The 15337-nt window shown below is 36.7% G+C and carries 13 protein-coding genes; 3 read left to right on the forward strand and 10 right to left on the reverse strand.

Going from position 1 to position 15337, the window contains the following annotated elements:
- Positions 1 to 145 precede the first annotated feature (145 nt).
- Genes IEV50_RS18690 through mraZ form a run of 4 tightly spaced genes read right to left on the reverse strand, consistent with a single transcriptional unit; the run spans position 146 to position 4013 of the window.
- On the reverse strand, positions 146 to 2248 hold the full coding sequence (locus tag IEV50_RS18690; protein WP_188417290.1) for a PASTA domain-containing penicillin-binding protein: 2103 nt from the start codon (positions 2246 to 2248) through the stop codon (positions 146 to 148).
- Positions 2238 to 2654 (reverse strand): FtsL-like putative cell division protein, encoded by a 417-nt coding sequence (locus IEV50_RS18695; RefSeq protein ID WP_188417292.1) that lies wholly within the window; start codon positions 2652 to 2654, stop codon positions 2238 to 2240. The genes IEV50_RS18690 and IEV50_RS18695 overlap by 11 nt, the downstream gene beginning before the upstream one ends.
- Positions 2651 to 3556 (reverse strand): 16S rRNA (cytosine(1402)-N(4))-methyltransferase RsmH, encoded by a 906-nt coding sequence (rsmH, locus tag IEV50_RS18700; RefSeq protein ID WP_188417294.1) that lies wholly within the window; start codon positions 3554 to 3556, stop codon positions 2651 to 2653. The genes IEV50_RS18695 and rsmH overlap by 4 nt, the downstream gene beginning before the upstream one ends.
- Positions 3546 to 4013: a division/cell wall cluster transcriptional repressor MraZ gene (gene mraZ, locus IEV50_RS18705; protein WP_188417296.1), complete on the reverse strand. Its 468-nt coding sequence runs from the start codon at positions 4011 to 4013 to the stop codon at positions 3546 to 3548. Before mraZ ends, rsmH begins: the two co-directional genes overlap by 11 nt.
- A gap of 472 nt (positions 4014 to 4485) precedes the next feature.
- On the opposite strand from mraZ, the gene IEV50_RS18710 reads away from it, so the two are divergent.
- The 3 genes from IEV50_RS18710 (at position 4486) to IEV50_RS18720 (ending at position 7482) form a co-directional block, all read left to right on the forward strand.
- Positions 4486 to 5064 (forward strand): cupin domain-containing protein, encoded by a 579-nt coding sequence (locus IEV50_RS18710; protein ID WP_188417298.1) that lies wholly within the window; start codon positions 4486 to 4488, stop codon positions 5062 to 5064.
- 69 nt (positions 5065 to 5133) lie between these two features.
- Entirely contained in the window at positions 5134 to 5526 is a 393-nt protein-coding gene (locus tag IEV50_RS18715) for a DoxX family protein (RefSeq protein WP_188417300.1), read from the forward strand.
- Between the two features lie 120 nt (positions 5527 to 5646).
- Entirely contained in the window at positions 5647 to 7482 is a 1836-nt protein-coding gene (locus tag IEV50_RS18720) for an ABC transporter ATP-binding protein (protein WP_188417302.1), read from the forward strand.
- Positions 7483 to 7532: 50 nt separating this feature from the next.
- Here the strand turns inward: IEV50_RS18720 and IEV50_RS18725 are convergent, their stop codons facing one another.
- From IEV50_RS18725 to IEV50_RS18750, 6 genes are all read right to left on the reverse strand, one after another.
- The gene (locus tag IEV50_RS18725; protein ID WP_188417304.1) at positions 7533 to 9563 is read right to left on the reverse strand and encodes a T9SS type B sorting domain-containing protein; all 2031 of its coding nucleotides are present in this window, start codon (positions 9561 to 9563) and stop codon (positions 7533 to 7535) included.
- Between the two features lie 68 nt (positions 9564 to 9631).
- The gene (locus IEV50_RS18730) at positions 9632 to 10825 is read right to left on the reverse strand and encodes a phosphoglycerate kinase (RefSeq protein ID WP_188417306.1); all 1194 of its coding nucleotides are present in this window, start codon (positions 10823 to 10825) and stop codon (positions 9632 to 9634) included.
- Positions 10826 to 10831: 6 nt separating this feature from the next.
- Positions 10832 to 11269, reverse strand: coding sequence for a GNAT family N-acetyltransferase (locus IEV50_RS18735; RefSeq protein ID WP_188417308.1), 438 nt, complete (start codon positions 11267 to 11269; stop codon positions 10832 to 10834).
- Between the two features lie 9 nt (positions 11270 to 11278).
- Positions 11279 to 12346: a type I glyceraldehyde-3-phosphate dehydrogenase gene (gene gap / locus IEV50_RS18740; RefSeq protein ID WP_188417317.1), complete on the reverse strand. Its 1068-nt coding sequence runs from the start codon at positions 12344 to 12346 to the stop codon at positions 11279 to 11281.
- 137 nt (positions 12347 to 12483) lie between these two features.
- Positions 12484 to 13560 (reverse strand): MraY family glycosyltransferase, encoded by a 1077-nt coding sequence (locus IEV50_RS18745; RefSeq protein ID WP_188417319.1) that lies wholly within the window; start codon positions 13558 to 13560, stop codon positions 12484 to 12486.
- Positions 13561 to 13816: 256 nt separating this feature from the next.
- The gene (locus IEV50_RS18750) at positions 13817 to 14560 is read right to left on the reverse strand and encodes a glycosyltransferase family 2 protein (RefSeq protein ID WP_188417320.1); all 744 of its coding nucleotides are present in this window, start codon (positions 14558 to 14560) and stop codon (positions 13817 to 13819) included.
- Between the last annotated feature and the right edge of the window lie 777 nt (positions 14561 to 15337).

Consider the following 15337-nt stretch of genomic DNA (forward strand, 5'->3'; position numbering starts at 1 on the left):
CGCTACAATTCCATCATTTTCTAATTCAATCAATCTATCATTCCCTTTTTTAATTATTGAGTGAGTGAATTTTGAATGAGTGAATGTTAAGCAAATCGTTATAATTCCATCATTCTCTATTTCAATCAATCCATCATTACGTTTTCTAATCTAACTGTATATCTATTTGCAAACCTTTGCCCACTTTTGTTCCGGCCTGAACAGATTGTCTAATTACTTTACCCGAACCTGTTACCCTTGTTTTAAGACCTGCATTTCCAAGCAGATAAAGCGCATCTTTTAAACCCATTCCTGCTACATTCGGCATAACGCCTTTACGCTCATTGTTCTCCTGAAAAATGGTTCCAGCACTTGTATCAATTGTATTATAATATTCAGATTTTGAAGCAAAAAGTGGCTTAAAACCAAATGCCTTATATACTTTTTGAGTTGCTTTACTTTGTCCTGATTTTGTAGGTGGATTGCCAGTATTACCAACCAAGCGGGTTGGCACATCGTTATACATCTGCATATCACTGGCGTAAATCCTGTCAGCAATTTCCCTAAAAACCGGACCTGAAACCAATGCACCATAGTAACCTCCTTTAGGATCATTAATTACAACAATCATAGAATACTTTGGCTTATCAGCAGGAAAATAACCAACAAAAGATGCCTGATACTGTTTCTTCGCTTTGTAACCCTTATTTGCATCGGCAACCTGTGCCGTACCTGTTTTACCTGCAATTTTGTAGAGTGGGTTATAAACGTAGGTTTTACCGCTACCTTCAGTTACCACGCCTTCGAGCATTTTCTTAATTTTGCTAAGGGTTACATCAGAACATATCTGTTCATTAATCACTCGAGCTTTAAATTGCTCTATAGGGTTGCCCAATCTTCTAATTTCCTTTACAAAAATTGGTGCAATGTATTTTCCATCATTCGCAACTGCATTGTAAAATGACAACATTTTAAGTGGTGTCAACATCATCTCATAACCATAAGCCATTTGTGGTAAAGTCATGTTTTTGTTCCAACTCTTATTTGTTTTAGGATTTTTAATAACCGGCATTGCCTCGCCAGGTATTTGAAGTTCCATTTTCTGGTTAAGGTGCCAATCATACAAATGATCTGTAAACTTTTTTGGGTCATCGCGATAATTTGAATTAACCAGGTAAGCTACTGCGGCATTTGATGATTCTTCAAAAGCTTTTTTAACGGTAACCGTACCAATACTTCCATGCGAATCGGTAATTAATTTTCCTGGAATTTGATAAGTACCCGTTCCTACCATTGTATTGGTATCAACCAGTTTATCCTCAAGTAAAGCCATATACGAAGCCAGTTTAAAGGTAGAACCCGGATCTTGATTTCCGGCAATGGCATAGTTAAATTTTTCTTTATAAACGCCTTCCTCTACTTTTGAATAATTTGCTACAGCCCTGATTTCGCCTGTAGCAACTTCCATTACAATCACAGTACCGTGATCTGCATAATATTTTTTAAGTTGTTTTTCTAGCGCACTCTGGGCCAAATCCTGCATGTTAATATCAATGGTTGAAATAATATCTGCACCATCTTTGGGGGCAACTTCTTCCTCTTCGTTAACCGGAACGTAAACCCCACCTGCAATACGTTGCATTAACCTCTTGCCTGTTTCTCCATTTATATACTCTGTGTAAGCGCCTTCTAAACCAACTCCATTTTTTACATTTGCGTTTTTATATCCGATGGTACGGGCAGCCAAAGCCTGGAATGGCAGGATACGCTTATTCTGCTGAACTGCAATTAAGCCGCCACTAAATTTACCAATATTATACAAGGGAAAAGTTCTTATGGTTTTTAAATCTGAATAACCAACCTTGCGGTGAATCAATAAATAGCGAGCACTATCCTGACGACCTTTGCGTAGGATTCTTGAATAATCCTTTGCAGATTTATCCTGAAAAATACCAGCAAGTTTCATCCCTAAAGAATCTACTTTTTCATTAAAAATTTTATCGTCCTGGATGCCACCAGCAAACATATCCATATGTAATTCATATTCGGGAACTGAAGTTGCAAGCAAACTTCCGTCGTTAGAATAAATATTACCTCTGGTAGCTTCAACAACCATGTAACGAGTAGAAAGACTATCTGCCATAGCTTTCCATTTATGTCCCTGTACAAACTGCACCTGACCAAGGCGTAAAAATACCGCCAGGGCAAAAAGCACAATTAAGCCAAATGCCAGATATACACGAAGCAGTATGTTTGCTCTAATATTCATCGCTTTTAACAATTAGTTTTTTGGGTGGTTCTATTAATTCTTTTATTCCAAGAGTATCTACTTTTTTAGCAACCTCTGTTAATTTGCTTTTAAACATGAGGTCGGCCTTTAAAGATTTATATTCCCATCTTAACTCTTTAACTTCTTTATTTAACTTATCAATGCGGCGAACGTTGTTAACTGCAAAGTGGCTATTAGCGATGTAAACCATACCTAAAAATGCCAAAAAGCATAAAAATGGCAATGCATCGGTAGCCGCTTCTTTTGATATTACGCCCTCGGTAAAAAACTTACCAATAAAAGTTTCGCCAAATTTTCTATCATATTCAGGCTTAACCTTTTCGGATTTCACCTTTAATTCAGGTTCAGGTCCGATTTCTTCTTCGTCTGCTCTGAACTTGTTCATATTTTTTCTGCTATTCTTAATTTCGCACTGCGAGCCCTATTATTCTTTGCAATCTCTTCCTCAGACGCAATTATTGCTTTACGTGTAATTACATTAAAAGGCTTTTGCTGATTTCCAAAGAAATCCTTTTCAACCTCGCCCTGAAACTTACCCTTTGCCATGAAGTTTTTAACCGGCCTGTCTTCCAGCGAATGGTAAGACATCACCACCAAATGACCACCAGGTTTTAAAACATCAGCAGCTTGTTGCAGAAAATCTTCAAGTACTTTAATTTCTGCGTTCACCTCTATACGTAATGCCTGAAAAACCTGCGCCAAATACTTATTCTCCTTTCCTTTCGGAATATAATCTGAAATAGAAATTTTGAAATTGTCTATATCCGTAAAGGGTTTTTCTAACCGGGCAGTTACTATTACACGAGCCAAGGATTTTGCATTTTTCACTTCGCCATAAATACCAAAAAGCTTATGAAGCTTATCTTCTGAATAAGTATTTAGAACCTCTGCAGCGGTCAAAGTTCCGTTCGGATCCATACGCATATCTAAATCCGCATTAAAACGAATGGAGAAACCGCGTTCGGGTACATCGAACTGATGAGAAGATACACCCAAATCGGCCAGTATACCATCAACCTGCTTAAAACCTTTAAGACGAAGGTTATTTTTTAGAAAACCAAAATTCTGATCGATAAAAATAAAGCGTTCGTCTGCAGGAATATTTGATTGAGCATCAGGATCCTGATCGAAAGCGATTAATCTTCCTTCTGGACCCAAATGTTTTAATATTTCTTTTGAATGCCCGCCACCACCGAATGTTACGTCAACATAAACACCATCAGATTTGATGTTTAAACCATCAATGCAGGGCTGCAGCATTACAGGTGTGTGGTAATTATATTCCATCAGCGGCCCCTTTCTTATCAACCATTACTTTTTGTGCAAGTGCTGCAAAGTTTGCAGGCGTACTATCCAAAGTCTCTTCATAAGCATTCTTATCCCAAACCTCAATGCGATCTAGTTGACATGAAAGCATAATATCTGTTCCTATGCCCGCATACTCTGTAAGTGATTTTGGTAGCAATACCCGACCAGCAGCATCTAAAGAAAGCTCTGTGGCACCTCGGGTAAAAGCCCTGATGAATTTTCGATTCTCTTCATCATACACATTAAGCGTGCTTAATTGAGCAACAATTGCATCCCAAATACTTTTCGGATAAATCACGAGATTTTTTTCAAAACCGCGGTTAATTACCAACCCCTCCCGCTCTACATCAGGCAATTGTTTCTTAAGCGCAGAGGGAACCATTAAGCGGCCTTTTGCGTCAAGTTTACAATCAAATTCTCCTAAAAGATGGGTCATAGTGGTATTTACACTTTTTATGTAGTGTAAAAGTAAATAGTTCTACCACTTTTTACCACTTTTTACCACAAAAAAGTTTTCCACATATACTTTCTCCCACTTTGTCCCCTAAAAGAACAGAAAAGAAACCAATTAAAATTCATAAAAACCGCTTAATCACTGATAAAAAGCGAGTTAACTACAAAAATTAGTATTTTAAAAAATCATCGTTAATGAAAATATTTTTATACAATTGTCAATTTAAAAGCTCAAAGCTAACGACATTATCGGCTCATTATCCAAAATTTTACCCACAAAATGCTTAACCTAAAATATGATTTTCGTTTTTTATGACCTTGACCGAATAATTTGTTCCTCAATGCTTAAATAAAAACAAATTATTAAAACAATCTTAGCGAAAATTAAAATTAAAAAATTGGATTACAGAACATTACATAAAAAATAGCTATTTTTATTATTAAAATCATTAGCCATGAAAAGAAGTTCCTTTTTTAAAGCGGCGGCTACCTTAATGTCGCCTACTATCCTACCATTCAGAAGCTTTGCCGAACTGTTTATTTCTTCAGAAGCTAGAAAAGGTTTCAAGGTAAAAGCAGGAGCAGATAGATTTGAGAAACCAATAACCTTATTTGAAGGAGATACATTTTATACAAAGGTATCTTCAAAAGATACAAGTGGAGACTTGTTTGTTTTCGAATCTTCCCGGGTAAAAAAAGGTGGACCGGCACTTCACTACCACTACGCTCAGGATGAAATCTGGTATGTACTTGAAGGTGAATTTTTAATAAAGGTTGGTGATGTATTACATCAAGCTAAGCAAGGAGATACCGTTTTTGGACCAAGAGGTATTCCACATTCTTTCTCAAAAACGAGTGAAGGTTTGGGAAGAATGATCATGACCTTTCAGCCTGCAGGGAAGATGGAGGAATTTTTCATCGCCGTATCCGAAGGAAAACTAAAGAACACAACTCCCGAACAGCAGCAGGAAATGAGAAAAGCACATGGATTTGAATCTGTTGGTGAAGGTGTCGGTTATCAGAAAAAATTCTAAAGTTAGCCGTCAAAAAATTCTTCAACTTTCTTCCATCAAAATTGTTAGATTATTACCATAAAAGACGGCATGAAAGAAGAAAACATTAAAAAAGCAGCCAAAATATTATTGGGTGCAGGCTTAATATTTGCGGGAATTGGCCATTTAACATTCGCACGAAAAGCATTTCAGGCACAGGTTCCAGATTGGGTACCTTTGAAAAAGGATGAAACGGTAATACAATCAGGAATAGCTGAAATTGCCTTAGGCAGTGCATTAATTTTAGCCCCTAAAAAACATCAAAAAGTAATCGGCAAAATTGCTGCCGGTTTATTTATTGCAGTCTTTCCAGGTAATATTTCGCAATTTACCAATAGCAGAAGTGCTTTCGGTTTAAATACCGATGCCAAAAGATTCGCAAGATTATTTTTCCAACCGGTGTTGGTTTATTGGGCACTTAAGAGCACAAAAAACTTAAAATAAAATTTTAACCAAAACTATTCATCTTTAACCATAGCAATAACTTTTCTACCCCCATCATATCAATTGTAATAAATCAGATTCAAATGGAATAAATTATATTTGGCGGGCTAATAATTTAAGATGGCAAAAAGCAGAAACACCATTAAAATAGAAGAAATTTCATTCAAACAACGTCTTTCCTCGCTCAAAAACCTACCTGTATTTTTCAAAATGGTGTGGAAAAGTAATCCGCAAAAGACAGTTATAAGCCTTATATTACGTATCCTTAGGTCTGCCATGCCTGTTGCTCTACTTTATACTGGTAAGCTTATTATTGATCAAGTGGTTGCTTTAAACTCAGGAACACCTTCTGCAGATACGCAGAAACTTTGGGAACTTGTTGGCCTGGAATTCTTACTGGCAATAACCACAGATGGCCTAAATAGAATGATTAACCTTACAGACAGCCTGCTGGGTGATTTGTTTTCAAACCACACTTCTATGCGAATTATGCGCCATGCAACTGAACTGGATTTGGACCAATTTGAAGATTCGGTATTCTATGATAAACTGGAGCGGGCGAGACAACAAACTGTTGGCAGAACAATTCTACTCTCGCAAGTAATGAGCCAGATACAAGACTTTATCTCGATGGCCTTTTTATTAACCGGTTTAATCGCATTCAATCCATGGCTCATTTTAATGCTATTAATTGCCATTATACCTTCCTCTTTAGGTGAGTCTTATTTCAATAGTAGAAATTATGCGCTTTCCAGAAGCCAAACTCCCGAACGCAGAGAACTGGATTATGTTCGATACCTTGGTGCAAGTGATGAAACAGCAAAAGAAGTAAAGGTTTTTGGCCTTTCAGAATTTATCGTTAAACGCTTTAAAACACTCTCGGATAAATTCTATGCGGATAACAGTAAACTAGCGATAAGCCGTTCGGGATGGGGTACACTTTTCTCTATTTTAGGTACAATTGGTTATTATGGTGCTTATGGCTTTATTATTTACCAAACCATAAATGGAAAAGCAACACTTGGTAGCCTGACATTTCTTGCCGGTTCTTTTCGCCAGCTTAGCGGCCTAATGGAAACCATGCTTTCCCGCTTTACTTTGGTTTCGCAAGGTGCAATATACCTGAACGACTTTATTGAATTTTTTCAGATTAAACCAAGAATTACCGAACCCAAAAATCCACTCCCTTTTCCTAACCCTATTGTAAGCGGATTTACTTTTGAAAACGTTGGATTTCAATATCGGAATGCGCCAAAATATGCCTGCCATAATTTAAATTTCACACTTAACCCAGGCGAAAAACTCGCACTTGTAGGCGAAAACGGCGCTGGCAAAACTACGCTGGTAAAGCTATTGGCTCGGCTTTACGACCCGACTGAAGGTAGAATATTACTGGATGGCATAGACTTAAAAAATTACAGCCTTTCGGATTTAAGGCATAATATGGGCATTATTTTTCAAGACTATATTCGTTACCAGATGACCTTATCGCAAAATATAGCGGTTGGGAATATTGGGGAAATTGACAACATAAGCCTGATTTCAACAGCGGCCAAACAAAGTTTAGCTGATTTACTGGCTGCAAAATTCCCGCTTGGTTATGAACAATGGTTGGGCAGAAAGTTTAATGATGGCGTAGAACTTTCGGGTGGTGAATGGCAAAAGGTTGCGCTTGCCAGGGCTTATATGAAAAACGCCCAGGTACTTATTTTAGACGAACCTACATCTGCCCTGGATGCGAGGGCAGAATATGAAGTATTTCAACGATTTGCTGAATTGACAATTGGAAAATCGGCAGTGCTTATTTCTCACCGTTTTTCTACAGCGAGGCTTGCCGATAGAATACTGGTGCTGGAAAAAGGTACAGTACTCGAATCTGGCACTCATGCAGAACTTCTTGAAAAGGAAGGAAGGTATGCAGAGCTGTTTAATTTGCAGGCCAGGGGCTATCAGTAATAAAAGATAATGGTTAAATCATCAAAGAAAAACAAACTGAATTCAATAGATTATTTGATAATGGTTAGGCTTCCGGAAACTTTTTTCCCATCATTAAAATTGACCACATAATAATAAGTCCCTGGGTTTACGGCCTTACCTTTAGAAGTCCCATCCCAAGGTATTTTGTAGCCAATTGATGAAAAGATTTTTACACCATACCTATTAAAAACACTAACAGCACACCGCAAGTTTGTTTCAAGATTTTTGATAATCCAAAAATCGTTTATACCATCGCCATTTGGCGAAAAACCATTTGGAATTGCGCCTAATACCGGACGCTCAACAATCGATAGCGTTCCATTTCGATAAGTAATCGTATAATTTGGCGAGAACGCACTACTCACCAGTATGGGATAGTCACCTAAAGGAGACGATTTCACTGCAATTGTTGTTAATACAGGCTGGGCGAAAAGTTTTAAAGGCGTATCATTATTTACGAACCCACTGTATGTAGCGGAAAATGTAGGATTGTCATCCTCAAAAACCTTCGTTTTATTATCAGCGATAATCAATAGTGGTGCCGGGTAAACATGGCTTAGCGGCATTGCCAATTCCATAGAAATCTCCGGGCTACTCCCGATCAGAATTTGTCCGGCATAATCACCAACCGGAACAGTCGATTTAAGCCTGATATAAACCTTTACATCTGTCAAATCGCCCATAGAACCAATTGTTAAAACCGAACTAAAAACGTTATTATCGATGCTTATTTCGAATCCTTCTGGCGCATTAATCACTACCGGAGCTGTTAAATCTTTTCCTGAGATGGTAAAATTTGTAGCAATTGATACGCCTCCATATATAGAATTTAACGATTCTAAAACACCTGATGTTAATACTTTAGGGATTGGTGTACTTGGATTAACAGTTATTGTAAATGTAATTGGCTTTGCTGCACAGGAGTAAACAAAATGCCCAATTGAGTAAGGATTAGACCCGACATTGATATTGGCAGCAAGGGTATTATTTGTTGTATTTACAACTTGTACATTACCAGGAACCTGGTTTATAATATACAAACGTGAGCCGTCCTGATTCAATGAGATGCCTTCTATATATTGTCCTGCAGGATACCTTATAACTGTACTTTTGTCAAATGTATTAATAACCGTAACAGAATTACCTCCTGTTGTTACATATAAAAATTTTCCATCTGAGCTTAGCATTGTAGCATATGGATTAGAAATAGCAATGCTGGAGGTTACTAATCTGGTTGCTGTATTGATAATCTTAATATTATTATCCCGGGTGCTGACATATAAACTTCCGCCATCAGGACTTAAACACAATGTGTTCGAATTTACACCAATTGGAATTGTATATTCTACAGCGTTTGTTTGGGTATTAAAAACAACTACATCATTACCATAATTCGAAGCAATGTAGATAAATTTTCGATCCGCACTAAAACACATACTGTAACTTGTAATATTTAAAACCAGTGACTTAATTATGGCGTTCGTAGATGTATTAATAACAGAGAACTTTCCATTACCACTTATGGTGTAAAGCGTGCTAGCATCATCACTAACAATAAAACCCAGTTGGTAATCATCAGTAATAATATTTGATTTTACCATGTTTGTAGAGGCATTAATAACAGAAACTGAGCCGCCATGATAATTTGCAACATAGACCAAACTCCCATCAAGACTAATTTCTACGTTGTGGGGATTCAAACCAACCGGAATTGTAGCAACAACAAGGTTTGTCAATAAATTAATTACTGATACCACATTTAAGTAAGTATCGGCAATATAGGCGAATCCGGAACTTTCAGGTGTAGCGGTAATTGTTGCGGTAATTGGTTTAGATGTATTATTAACTGCTACAAATGAACCTATATCTCCATTACCACTGGCTGCTAAACCAATACCCGGAGTATCATTCGTCCATTTATATTTACAAACTGAGCCACCAAAATTTATTACATTAGTTTGCCCGCCATTTAAAACGGTTTGATTGGTTTGCGCCTGAGCAAATGAATATTGAAAAAGAATGGAAAATAATATATAAAGGAGAGAAAAATATATTTTCATGAGAGCGATAAGGAAATAAATTAGAAAATTACGGGTTAAATTAACAATTCAACCCGCAATATATTTAATTATTCATTAATTGCTTTTACGCCAGGTAATTCTTTACCTTCCATATACTCAAGCAAAGCACCCCCACCTGTTGAAACATAGCTCACTTCATTTTCCATTCCGAATTTCGCAATAGCCGCGGCAGAATCACCACCACCAATTAATGAGAAAGCACCGTTATCTTTTGTTGCAGCAACAACGGCTTCTGCAACAGCTTTGGTTCCTGCTTCAAAATTCTCCATTTCGAAAACCCCCATTGGACCGTTCCACAATAGCGTTTTAGAATTTTTAATTACATCCTGAAATAAGGCAATTGATTTCGGGCCAATGTCCAATCCCATCCAATCAGCCGGAATCTGACCAGAATCTACATCTCTTTTATCGGCATCGTTTGCAAATTTATCTGCAATAACGGTATCCGATGGAAGAATTAGATTTACACCTTTTGCTTTAGCCTTTTCTATTAATTCTAAAGAAAGCTCCTGTTTATCTGCTTCTAATAAAGATGTGCCGATTTCCCCACCCTGCGCTTTTGCAAAAGTATAAGCCATACCGCCACCAATAATCAGGTTATCTACTTTATCCAATAATTTCTCAATTAACAAGATTTTATCAGAAACTTTAGCACCACCCATAATTGCAGTAAATGGTCGTTCCGGGTGATTTAAAACCTTTTCTGCATTTTCTAATTCAGAAGCCATTAGGTAACCAAAATATTTTGCATCAGGGAAAAACTGAGCAATAACTGCGGTAGAAGCATGCGCACGGTGTGCTGTTCCGAAGGCATCATTTACATAAACATCGCCTAGGGAGGACAATTTTTTAGCAAAGCCAACATCCCCTTTTTCCTCTTCTTTGTAAAAACGAAGATTCTCTAATAACAAAACCTGGCCCGGATATAAATTCTTGGCTTGGCTAACAGCAGATTCACCGATACAATCATCTGCAAACTTTACTTCTAAATCTAACATGCGTGATAAATCTCCAAGAATATGCTTTAAAGAATATTTATCCGTAGGACCATCTTTCGGGCGGCCTAAATGCGACATTAAAATTACCGATCCGCCGTCATTCAAAATCTTTTCAATGGTTGGAATTGCTGCTCGCATTCTTTTATCATCCGTAATTTTAAAATCATCATCCAATGGAACATTGAAATCTACTCGTATTAACGCTTTTTTATCTTTAAAGTTAATCTGGTCTATCGTTTTCATGCTTTATTATTTTTGATTTAAATTTAATTTCATTTCGTAATGGAAACCGATTCCAGGAATATCAAACTCGGGCGATTCGGTTGTAAAGCCAATTTTTTTATAGAATACTGCTGCAGAAGAACGGGCATTACACCACAAATATGCGGTTTTATATTCTTTCAAATACTCAATAGCGAAAGTTATTAAGGCAGCGCCATAACCCCTTTTCCCGAAATCGGGATGTGTTGCCATGCCTCTTAACTGATAGCCTTCGCCCTCTCCTTCAAAAAAATCGTTGCGCATAAAACTTGCTACCGATCTTATTTCACCATCTACTTCGTAACCTAAATGAAAAGTGTCATAAGCTTCATCACCATCAAAGTGGCAAAAATCATAAGATTTACCGTTTCTAAGAACCAGGCTCCTAAGGGGAAGAACTTCTTCATCAGAGATAAATTTTACCATAAAATTTAATTAGTGGATGATTGAGTTTTTAAGGAGAGAATTAGCGGCTGGCTGAGTTTGGTTAAATGGGTTATGGACTGAAGTATTTATTTTAATTGCTTCTATTTTTTTAATTAAATCGACCAAACGACTGCTATAGCCATATTCATTATCATACCAACCAACCACTTTTACTAAATCGCCTACTATCGATGTTAGCTGGGCATCAAATATACAAGAATGCGGGTTATCTATAATATCAACGGATACAATCGGGTCTTCGGTATATTCCAGCACCTGTTTAAATTCATTTTCAGCAGCGGATTTAAATGCTGCATTAATTTCTGCGATAGTTGTTTTAGTTTTGAGGATACAGGTAAAATCTGTTAATGAACCATTTAACACAGGCACGCGAATACCAGCGCCTCCAAGCTTACCTTCCAATTCCGGAAAAATATGCGTAATCGCTTTTGCTGCACCAGTTGTTGTTGGAATAATAGATGCAGAAGCTGCTCTTGCTCTACGTAAATCTTTATGATCGCTATCGTGCAAGTTCTGATCGCCGGTCATCGAATGGATGGTGGTGATATAACCTTCTTCCACACCCCACCTATCATTTAAAATTTTTATCATAGGTGCAATGTTATTGGTGGTACAGCTCGCATTAGAAAGCACATTACTTGTTAAATCTATACTGTCTTCATTAACGCCCAATACAACCATCGGAATATCATCTGCAGCAGGAGCAGAAATAATAACCTGTTTAGCCCCTGAAATAATATGGGCTTCCGCATCTTCATGTGTTAAGTTTTTACCAGTACAATCAACCACAATATCTACTTTTAATGCCGACCATGGCAAATGAATAGGGTGCTTAATAGAAAATATCGGAATGGATAAATTATCAATAATTAAGGAATCTGGTTTTGCTGAAACTTTACCTTTGAATACGCCATGAACCGAATCATACTTAAAAAGATGAGCCATTGTTTTTGGTTCCGACAAATCGTTAATTGCCACCACCTCGAAACCTTCGGCAAGTGCCAAACGTAAGAAGGTTCTGCCTATGCGGCCAAAACCATTTACTGCTATTCTCATTTATTAAAATTAGAATGCAAAATTAATGTTTATTTTGAGATTGTGGGAGATAAAGAGTAGCTTAAGAAAACTTCATCAGGATGGCTCCAACTTAGTTCTTTCTTTATTAGCCGAAAGTATTTTATAGCTAAGGAGATTTACTTTCCGATTTTGCGGAGGTTGTAGAATAACATCAAATCAAATAGTACACATAAACCGATAAGAAAGGAAATAAGAAAAAAATTACCTAAATCCCTCATTAATATAGTCATTGTTACCATACAAAGGTTTAAACCTGCAGTTACCAGCATAATTAGAGGTGGCTTTAGTCCTAATCTTTCTAATCTATGATGAATGTGGTTTCTATCGCCCATAAATGGTGATTTTCCTTTTAGCACCCTAACAGTAAAAATTCTTAATGAATCGAAAATTGGCACAATTAAAATAGATACAGCAATTGCAGGAGCCGAGCGAATAAACGGGTTAGAAACTGTTCCAAATTTATTAAGCTCAATAAATTTTATTGCCAGCGCAGCTGTAACCAGACCAATTATAAGCGCTCCGGTATCTCCCATAAATATTTTTGCAGGATACCAGTTGTATTTTAGAAAGCCTGCGATTGAGCCTACCAAAGAAAATGCAATAAAAGCATAAGTAACCTGATGCATCAACGAGAAAAATATTCCGAAAATTAAACTAGTAACAATCCCTATGGTGCCGGCAAGACCATCGATGCCATCTATCAGATTAAATGCATTGTTCAGGAAAATTATCAGAATTATTGAGAAAATACCTCCCCAAAGCAAAGGCATATCCCAAATTCCTAATACACCATATAAACTGGTTAACTTAAATCCGCCAAAGAAAACTAAAATAAAAGCAACAACCAATTGCAAAATAAGCTTCGTGCGGGTATTGCTCCCATAAACATCATCCTTTAAACCTAAAGCAGCCAAAATAATACATGAAGTGATGAGGAAATTTGCCTCCTCAAATTTTATCAACGTCGAAAAAAGCAAGGTTGTTATTGTGAAACTCGCTACAATGGAAATACCCCCCAAACGCGAGATATTACGTTTATGCGTTTTCCTATACATATCGTTTTTATCGAACAAATTGTATTTTATTGAGGTATGCATAACCGAGGGCAAACTCGAAACTACAATAACACAAGCCATAAAAGCAATGGCTATATAAAAAAATGTAGGATTTGTATTAAATAAATTTGTAAGCAAAACTGTAGAAGGTTTGCTAACAAATATAACATTTCAGGAAGTAATGTTTGTATTCATTTTAGCCATTATCTACAAAAGACATTGTAAAAATTGTAAAGCACTTACTTAATTTTCTACGTCTATGGTTTATAACAGGCTGCGTAAACCACCTCTGGCACTTTAGCTTCTTAAAGAGGAAAGATTCAGGAAAAAGCCCTAAACAGTCCTCCCCAGACGAAATGGAGTAGCAATTGGATGGAAGATTATTTTAAGCTATTTACCAAAACTGTTTAATCTTAGATAGTTTTTTTCTTATAATAACCAATAAAGGATTGGGTATGGCATTTTTTTTCAAAGCCTTATAATCATTTACAAGAGCATTAAACAAGCTATTAAAAGAATTATTACTTACTCCTCCGGTTCTCATTTTTACCATTAAAACCGGAAGGTATTTGACATTTAACTTATGTGTAAAAAAAAATCTTAAAATTAAATCGTAATCGGCTGCCGTACCTAAGTCTAATGCATAATTACCATACTTTTCAAAAAGATTTCTTTTTAGGTATAAAGTTGGGTGTGCCGGCATCCAACCTAATTTAATATCTTCGAGGGTTATAGGTTTAGATTTCCATTTACGTATAATATTCAAATGAACAGGATGGATATAATTCAGATCTCCATAAACACCTTCAATTTCAGGATTCTGTTTAAATGAATTTACAATCTCTTCTACTACATTTTCATTTGCGAACACATCATCAGCATTTAAAACACCAACGATTTCGCCAGTTGCTAAACAAATACCTTTATTTATGGCATCGTATAAGCCATTGTCTTTTTCCGAGATGAAATGATGCAGGTATTGCTGGTATTCCTCTATTATCAATAGTGTTCCATCCGTAGAATTACCATCAATTATAATGTACTCAATATCCTTGTGCGATTGATTTATAATAGATTCAATACAATCTTTTATGTAAGCTTTACCGTTATAAACTACCGTGATTATGGATATCTTCATGTTTGCCAGCTGGCAGCCTCCTCTTCAAATGAAGAAAAGCAATGCCAGCTGTAAATATAAAAAATGTGGGGATATAGTCGTCGATTGGGCATTGTTGATAATATGTTCCTTTTATACCTGCTTTTGCATGCCCAACGCAACCGAGATATGGCTTCGACGTATCTAAAACCCACTCGCACCCAACATCAGGCTGGCTATTTGGTGAGTTTGAAAAAACCCCTCCTGGTGGATTCGTTTGATAAATTAATAGTTCGGAGTAGCCAGGAACAAGGCACCCATAATCTGCGAAGGAACTAAAGTGGGATAGTAAGATCGGGATGATTAAACACAACTTTTTCATAAGCTATAGAATTAATCATACAATAAAGATAGTATAAGTTTTTTGACAGGCAAATATTTTAAAGAAAAAAAGTCTGCCGCGTGTTGCCCTACGGTTAATATTGGCAAACCGAAACGTACTTAAATCTTTAATTTGAGAATCTGCGACTATTTGTTACAGTCGACATAGAGCAATCGGAATAAGTTTAAATCAAATTTCTTGTTATTTTACCTTTTATAATATATAGTGATTTTATGCTCGATTTTTCTATAACGGTATCCCCTTTAAAATTTGGATTAGATGAACGAAGAATGAGTTTATTTTTATCATTATGTGGATAAACCGCTTCAAATTGACCCCTCTTCGCCAATCTAAAAAGTTCCCCTTAGCCGAGTTAATTTGATAAGGTTCGCCAAAGGAAAAAGACCCCTTTGCGCCAATCCAAATTGACCCCCTTG

This window comes from Pedobacter mendelii, assembly GCF_014635725.1.
In the GTDB taxonomy this organism is placed as follows: domain Bacteria; phylum Bacteroidota; class Bacteroidia; order Sphingobacteriales; family Sphingobacteriaceae; genus Pedobacter; species Pedobacter mendelii.

Coding starts and splice junctions, on each gene's coding strand:
- IEV50_RS18690 (WP_188417290.1), bottom strand. CDS start 2,248: ATGAATATTAGAGCAAACATACTGCTTCGTGTATATCTGGCATTTGGC.
- IEV50_RS18695 (WP_188417292.1), bottom strand. CDS start 2,654: ATGAACAAGTTCAGAGCAGACGAAGAAGAAATCGGACCTGAACCTGAA.
- rsmH (WP_188417294.1), bottom strand. CDS start 3,556: ATGGAATATAATTACCACACACCTGTAATGCTGCAGCCCTGCATTGAT.
- mraZ (WP_188417296.1), bottom strand. CDS start 4,013: ATGACCCATCTTTTAGGAGAATTTGATTGTAAACTTGACGCAAAAGGC.
- IEV50_RS18710 (WP_188417298.1), top strand. CDS start 4,486: ATGAAAAGAAGTTCCTTTTTTAAAGCGGCGGCTACCTTAATGTCGCCT.
- IEV50_RS18715 (WP_188417300.1), top strand. CDS start 5,134: ATGAAAGAAGAAAACATTAAAAAAGCAGCCAAAATATTATTGGGTGCA.
- IEV50_RS18720 (WP_188417302.1), top strand. CDS start 5,647: ATGGCAAAAAGCAGAAACACCATTAAAATAGAAGAAATTTCATTCAAA.
- IEV50_RS18725 (WP_188417304.1), bottom strand. CDS start 9,563: ATGAAAATATATTTTTCTCTCCTTTATATATTATTTTCCATTCTTTTT.
- IEV50_RS18730 (WP_188417306.1), bottom strand. CDS start 10,825: ATGAAAACGATAGACCAGATTAACTTTAAAGATAAAAAAGCGTTAATA.
- IEV50_RS18735 (WP_188417308.1), bottom strand. CDS start 11,269: ATGGTAAAATTTATCTCTGATGAAGAAGTTCTTCCCCTTAGGAGCCTG.
- gap (WP_188417317.1), bottom strand. CDS start 12,346: ATGAGAATAGCAGTAAATGGTTTTGGCCGCATAGGCAGAACCTTCTTA.
- IEV50_RS18750 (WP_188417320.1), bottom strand. CDS start 14,560: ATGAAGATATCCATAATCACGGTAGTTTATAACGGTAAAGCTTACATA.